Below are 6,995 nucleotides of genomic sequence, written 5' to 3' on the forward strand. Positions count from 1 at the left end.
TATAGTTTGTGCAAAATTTGTGCAGTCTTGCATTGGGGAAGAAGTAGGGAGTAGGGAGTAGGAAGTAAGGGAAAAAAATTTACCCCTCTGCCTCTTTTCAATGCCCAATGCTCAATGCCCCATATCCCATGACAATCAACTTGCCCAAGCCTTAACTCTTTCTAAGCGTCGCAGAATTCGGTTAGCTAGTTCGACTCCTTTAACGGGCTTACACAGATAATCGTCAGCACCAACAGTAAAAGCTTGATTCTGACTGGCGGAATCTGTCAGCACACTCAGAAATAAAACTGGCAAACGCTGCCAATGAGGGTCACTGCGGAGAATCTGGCAGAGTTCAAATCCGTTGATCTGTGGCATATTGACATCTAATACTAAGGCATCGGGGGTGACAGTTTCTAATACTGTCCAAAATTGTTGCGGATCGGCAAGGGTTGTGACTTTAAATCCCCAAGGTTTCAGCAGAGTGGGGAGAGTGTGCAACCAGTCTTGATCGTCATCAAGAATCATCACCTTCTTTGTTATCTCAGTACCGCTCAACAAGTTTACTGCTGTGTCAATAACCTGTTCAGGAGGAATTGGTGCTGTTAAAAACAGTTTTCCGCCCCGCCGCATTACCTCCAAGCGATCGCCCAATTCACTGCGATCGCTAATCACGACAATTGGCAAGCCAGGGTAACGCTGTGCTAATATCTGCAATGTTTCCCAAAAGTTACTTACTTGGTGAGTATGGGGTTGAAATGGAATTGAGGGAAAATGCAACAGTATGATATCAGGATTTTGGTCTAAGCTATCAAAAACTGAATCTCTTGTGAGCAAAGCTTTAGCCATATTCTCCAGCATCGGCGCAATCTGAATGCGAATTCCTCGGCTTGCCGCCACAGGTTCTAAGGACTGGTTAAACTCGATATCAGAACTCACAATCAATAAAAGCGGTGATTGCCTATTGGGAACCTGAGACGGTTGAATCAGTGTAGTCTGCTCAATGTCTTGCTGGAGAGCCATTACCAGGGTTTTCATCAACGGCGCGTGTTTCGGTTGTAGCGGTTCTCGACCACCCAACCAATACTCTAATTGCCGTGCGATGTGCATTGTTTTGCTTAACCCAAAGATTCCCAGATTCCCCGCCAGTTTGTGAGCAACTTGTTGCGCCTGTGCTTGTTGTTGGGGTTTGAGTTGATTTATTTGTAAGTCTCTGACAACTTGTAACAAAATTGTCATCTGGTCGAGGCTTTTCGGTTTTGTAGTTTTCCAAGTCTCGTTGAGAAAAGCCAAGTATTGTTGTTGGGAATTGTCAGCAAGGTCATACTTTGGGAAATCACTCAACGTTTTTAGAGATACAGCTATTTGAGAGTCACCCTTAGCATTATTTACAGCAGGTGTTGCCGATTGGGTGGTTGATTCTTCTGTGCTTGGTGCTTTTAAATAGTAACCCCGTCCATGCATGGTAGCGATAAAATCATGAGGCGCACCTGCTGCAACTAGCTTTTGTCGCACTCGACGGATATGGGAACGTACCGTTGCCTCAGATGGAAAATCTTCTGAAGACCATAATCTGTTTAGAAGTTGTTCGCTACTAAAAACATGCTGACAGTTTCGCAGCAAAAGTTCTAGCAAATCATATTCCATTGTCGTCAGGTTCAGGGGGCGGCCATTGTAAGTCACTTCACAAGTACTGGGGTTAAGGAGCAAATCTCCCCAAGTCAGTAAAGGAAAGGGATTGTTACTTCCTCGCCTCAACAATGCCCGAATCCTGGCAATCAGTTCTATAGTCTCGAAAGGTTTTACAACATAGTCATCTGCACCTGCATCCAATCCCTGGACTTTGGCGGTAATGTTATCTTGAGCCGTAAGTAACAGAATTGGGACGGTGTATCCCTCTGTCCGCAGACGCTTGCATAAGCTAATGCCATCCAATTTTGGCAGCATGATATCCAGTACAATCAAGTCATACTCAAAGGTGGAGCCATAAGTCCAACCCATTTCCCCATCTTTAACTACATCTACAACATAGTGATGGTTTGCCAGATTTCTAGTTAGGATTTTAATTAATAAATCGTCATCATCTACAAGCAAGATTTTCATTGATGCGGCTACCAATGGAGAATTCTACTAATTTGCTCCGGTAGATCCAGGGAGTTAAAGGGTTTTGTAATTACACCACTAACTCCCAAATCATTAAACTGACGCTTTTCTGCCGTTTGTGCTTTGGCAGTTAAAATAATCACCGGAATTTGTTCTGTTTCAGAATGAGACTGGAGTTCTTTAAAGGTAGCAATACCATCCATATCTGGCATCATCACATCCAGCAAAATCACATCGGGTTTTTCGCTTTGGGCAGTCTGGATGCCTTCAAAGCCAGAACTAGCCGTGAAAACTTCCCAACCTGCTGCCATTTTGATGCCAAATTGCACAACGGTTTGAATGGTTTCTTCGTCATCAATAATTAAAATCCGCTTCATATTCATAGCTCACTCTCCATGAGATATTGACGCACTCAAGGGTAGGTAGTGTGAATGCAAAGGTGCTTCCACATCCTGGAGTACTCTCAGCCCAAATTCTACCGTTGTGTTGTTCAATAATTTTGCGACAGATGGTCAGCCCTAAACCAGTACCACCTTTTTTGCGGGAATCTGATGAATCTACTTGTTGAAACTTTTCAAAGATTCGTTCGAGTTGGTCAGCAGGAATGCCTTGCCCTTCGTCTCGCACCCGAAACACTAATTCTTTGGGGAGGTTTTGGGAACCTTGCTCTTGTTCTACGGTTAGCCAAACAGTCCCTCCAGGTGATGAAAACTTGATGGCATTACTGATTAAATTTGTTAAAGCTTGCAAGATATAATCTGCATCTGCCCAGACTGAGATATCTTGTGGTTGTTTGACCAGAGTGATTTCATGCTGCTGTGCCATTGCTTGCATTGCCTCTGCTGCTTGGATCATCAAATTAGCAGCATTACAGGCTTGGCACTCCATGATGACTTTGCCAGACTCAATTCGCTGTAAATCGAGGACGTTGTTGACTAAACGTACTAAGCGTTCAGTGCTGTCATCGGCAATTCCTAGCATTTGTTGTCCTTCGGTGGAGAGACTGCCCAATCGCCCTGTAGCTAAGATTTTCAAGGCACTGTGCAACGAAGTTAGGGGAGTCCGCAATTCATGGCTAATTACAGAAATGAATTCATCTTTCATTCTTTCAATGGCTTTGCGATCGCTAATATCGCTGCTAAGAGCAAAAAATCCCTTCACCGTGTTCTGGTCATCTACATCAGGGATGTAAGTTACATCAACCGATCGCCAACTCCCATCTTTTAAAAGAATATCATTTTCATAGTTGACGGCTCGCCCAGATAATGCTGTTTTTACATAAACTTGCATTCTTTGGTAGCAATCTTCTCCCCAAACCTGTTGTAGATGGGAACCATAAATTTCTTTAGGAGATTGTCCCAGCCAATCCTGATATGCTTGATTATTAAAGCGATATTGTTGTTGCTCGTCCACGTAGGCGATTAGTACTGGCAGCGCATTGGTAATTAAGCGCAATTGCTCCTCACTCTGTCGCAGTGCCGCTTCCGCCTGCATTCGCACATTAATTTCCTCTTGCAATTCTGCGGTACGAGCTGCTACAACCTCTTCTAAGCGTTCCAGTAGTTGGGCTTGAGATAAAGCAATACTGATTTGATCGGCCAGTTGTTGCATCAATTCCAACTCAAAATCTACCCAATGACGAGTGCTGTTGCATTGGTGCGCGATTAACAAACCCCAAAGGTGATTTTGTGACTGGGCATTGAGGTTTTGCACAATCGGTACAATTAATTTGGCTTTGATCTCGAATTGATCGACAAATTCCACCAAACAATCTGCCAAGCCAGCTGCCGGATCGTGTACATCTGCGGTCGCACGTACCCGTCCCTGAGCATACAATTGTTGATACTGTTGGGGAAAAACTTCTTCAGGAAATTCCAGATCCATCAGTGTGGGATAATCTGGTAAAACTGCTTCGCTGATGGTTTTTCCTGTACCATCCGGCAATACCTGATAAATTAGCACGCGATCGGCTTGCAGAATCCGTTGCACTTCTGTGACGGTGGTATGCAGAATTTCCTTTAGCTGTAACGACTGGCGAATTTTCAGCGTCACTTCCGAAAATAGTTCTACCCGTTGCTGTTGCTGTCGTAATTCCGCCTGCATTGATTCCCGGCGCTGACTAATGTCTCGTAATAGCAGCAGATGACAGTGGGGAAGTACGTTAGGTATTAAGGTATACTCCATCTCTCGCTGCTTCTGGGCAGAAGATGAAACTAACAGTTCCCCCATCAATGATTGTCCCGGCGGAAAACTAAGAGAGTTGGGTTGGCAAGTAAATTCGGCAGTGATGAAATTAGCTAAAGCTTGCCCTTTGAGTTGCTTACGTGACAAACCGAGTAAATCACAAGCAGCAATATTCATATCTACGAAACATAGGCGATCATCAATTAAGGCGATCGCATCATGAGCGTTCTTAAATAAAGTTTGAATCAGACGCTTGTGCGATCTTCGTTGATGTTTAGATTTTTTCGCCCCAGATTGCTTTAGCGGAGCCTCTGGCAGAGAAGCTTTCCGTTCGCGTAGCGTCTCACAGAGAAAGAATCGCTGCTTAGAGGAATGTTTAGACACCTACATCTATCAATGCAAAGGGACATTTCCATTTTTTACTGAACTTCTCGAAAGTTCAAATTTTATAAAGTTAATGTTGGAAAATTTAACATTTTGTCCAAGTCTGCACCAACAGTTTCTTTAGGTGTTGTTTCATCGGTTGTTATACAGAAAAATTCCGTTTAATACTCTCAATAGGAATACAATCTCGTTCGGTTAAGAAATTTCTTGGTTGAGGCAGGCTGTTCTTGAGGGAGAAAAGAATGGCTGAACATATACCCTCTTGCCTCCCCTGCTTCCCCTGCTGAACCGTATTGGCTTGCTTACATATTCCATCTGGTAGACTGGAGGCATTGATTGGGCTAAGTTGACCTATGACTATTGCGATCAACCAACCAATACAACAGAAGCCACTCAACTTTGATGAGTTTCTTGCCCGTTATAGTGGCGATAACCGCTATGAACTGATTGATGGAGAAGTGTTTGACTTGGAACCAACAGGTCTCCATGAACAGGTTGCAGCCTTCATAACCACAAAGATTTGTGTCCAGATCGACAAAGCAGCTTTACCTTGGTTTGTCCTTGAGCGAGGACTATTGCGCCCTTCTAACATTGGTATGACAGCATTTCGACCTGATGTTGCAGTTATCGATCCAGATGAACTTATCAAAGAACCGCTTTGGTCTGACGAGTCAATTTTGACACTGGGCAGTTCGATTAAATTTGTCGCGGAAGTTGTTAGTAGTAACTGGCAAAATGATTATGCCCGTAAGGTTGAAGACTACGCGGTTTTAGGCATTCCCGAATATTGGATTGCAGACTACGCAGCTAATGGTGGTACTCGACACATTGGCAAGCCCAAACAACCCACCCTCTCTATTTGTACGCTGGTGAATGGGGAGTATGAAATTCAGCAGTTTCGAGGCAATCAGACCATCGTCTCTCAAACTTTCCCAGATTTAAAACTAACGGCTGAACAGGTGTTGAGGGCTGGTAGATAAAATCTGAACACTACAAACCTATCAAAGTTTAAGTTTACTTGCTGCCGCTAATTTGAACCGTTGATAAAGTTTAGCTTTGTTCCGGTGATGTTTTTTGCAGGCGATCGCTTGGGATGCCACTATCACCCTTTTGGGCATATATAAATTTAGGCGATGCACTGAGCGTAGCCGAAGTGGGCTTGAAAGCCGGATGGCAGGGACTGTAGGAGCGTATCGGATCTTTCCCCCTGCTCCCTGCTCCCTACCCCCCTGCCTCTTCTAAAACCATCATCAGCAAATTTTTTCTTTTTTATCTTTATGCAGCAAGGATTTGGCTGTTACGCCGTTCCTGTAGCAGCAGCTTTTGCATCTGTGTTTGATTTTAACCGCGTGATAATAGCTTTACGAACGCGATCGCTTTTCCGCACCGCGCCTGCTAGTTCATATTCCCGGCTGTCTTTGCCATACTTCGTTGCTACACCACTAACTAAGCGTTCTGAAGTTTCACGAATGTTCTTTTCCAGAGTTTCGATTTTTTCTTTTGCTGAGTCAAGGGTGTTTAACATCTTATTATATTGATTGAGTTCGCTGCGTAGTTCACCAGTTAACTCAGTCAAATGCTGCAAACTGATGGAATCACCAAAATCGAGGACGGGATCAATTGATTGAAACCCGATTGTCTGCTGTTCTGTTTTTTCTAGTACGGAAGAAGTTCTTTTTTTGCGTGGCATCAATGCATATCTTTTACTTAACTTTATACTTCTAGCGTCTCTCACCAAGACAAGGAATCGGTTCAGTGAAAATAGCCAAAATCAGGCATATTTTTGAAAATAAATTAAATTATTAGTTAAGTAATTACCGATAAATAACTTGTTTTGTTAACCAAAGTACTTGTCTTGTTAACCAAAGTACTTGTCTTGTTAACCAAAGTGCTTGGCTTGTTAACTAAAGTTCTTACCTTGTTAAACAAAGTGCTTGGCTTGTTAACCAAAGTTCTTACCTTGTTAAACAAAATGCTTGGCTTGTTAACTAAAGTTCTTACCTTGTTAAACAAAGTGCTTGGCTTGTTAACCAAAGTTCTTGCCTTGTTAAACAACGATCGCAAATCTTGTCTGTTGGCTCAAAATTGCGCGTAGACATCGCCTATCCAGTTGTGAAACAATCTGAGCGTGGAGATGCGATCGCATGGGGTGATTGAAGAGCGTGGCAGAAAATTTTGTCTACAAAGGAAAGCACGTAATCAACGAAATATTACTTTCGTTGACTGTTACCGTTAACAAGCTTGATCTGTTAATGCTTTCGCTTTATTTGAGTCACGCTAATTGTTCTTTCGTTTAACTCTAATTGAGTAAGATTGCAGAGACTAGCTAAGGGGCTAAGGTCGCT

General features: G+C 43.2%; 5 protein-coding genes. 1 reads left to right on the forward strand and 4 read right to left on the reverse strand.

Annotation, left to right across the window (positions count from 1 at the left end; all coding sequences use genetic code 11):
* Positions 1–135 precede the first annotated feature (135 nt).
* Genes RMY00_RS01745 through RMY00_RS01755 form a run of 3 tightly spaced genes read right to left on the reverse strand, consistent with a single transcriptional unit; the run spans position 136 to position 4,650 of the window.
* Positions 136–2,082, reverse strand: coding sequence for a response regulator (locus RMY00_RS01745; RefSeq protein WP_322645905.1), 1,947 nt, complete (start codon positions 2,080–2,082; stop codon positions 136–138).
* Between the two features lie 8 nt (positions 2,083–2,090).
* Entirely contained in the window at positions 2,091–2,465 is a 375-nt protein-coding gene (locus RMY00_RS01750; protein ID WP_322645906.1) for a response regulator, read from the reverse strand.
* Entirely contained in the window at positions 2,437–4,650 is a 2,214-nt protein-coding gene (locus tag RMY00_RS01755; protein WP_322645907.1) for an ATP-binding protein, read from the reverse strand. Before RMY00_RS01755 ends, RMY00_RS01750 begins: the two co-directional genes overlap by 29 nt.
* Before the next feature lie 353 nt (positions 4,651–5,003).
* On the opposite strand from RMY00_RS01755, the gene RMY00_RS01760 reads away from it, so the two are divergent.
* Positions 5,004–5,630, forward strand: coding sequence for a Uma2 family endonuclease (locus RMY00_RS01760; RefSeq protein WP_322645908.1), 627 nt, complete (start codon positions 5,004–5,006; stop codon positions 5,628–5,630).
* A 317-nt stretch (positions 5,631–5,947) separates the two neighbouring features.
* On the opposite strand, the gene RMY00_RS01765 is transcribed toward RMY00_RS01760, so the two are convergent.
* Positions 5,948–6,340, reverse strand: coding sequence for a hypothetical protein (locus RMY00_RS01765; RefSeq protein ID WP_322645909.1), 393 nt, complete (start codon positions 6,338–6,340; stop codon positions 5,948–5,950).
* Positions 6,341–6,995: the final 655 nt, after the last annotated feature.

Source organism: Nostoc sp. ChiVER01 (assembly GCF_034531155.1).
Taxonomy (GTDB): Bacteria; Cyanobacteriota; Cyanobacteriia; order Cyanobacteriales; family Nostocaceae; genus Nostoc.

Coding starts and splice junctions, on each gene's coding strand:
- RMY00_RS01765 (WP_322645909.1), bottom strand. CDS start 6,340: ATGCCACGCAAAAAAAGAACTTCTTCCGTACTAGAAAAAACAGAACAG.
- RMY00_RS01745 (WP_322645905.1), bottom strand. CDS start 2,082: ATGAAAATCTTGCTTGTAGATGATGACGATTTATTAATTAAAATCCTA.
- RMY00_RS01760 (WP_322645908.1), top strand. CDS start 5,004: ATGACTATTGCGATCAACCAACCAATACAACAGAAGCCACTCAACTTT.
- RMY00_RS01750 (WP_322645906.1), bottom strand. CDS start 2,465: ATGAATATGAAGCGGATTTTAATTATTGATGACGAAGAAACCATTCAA.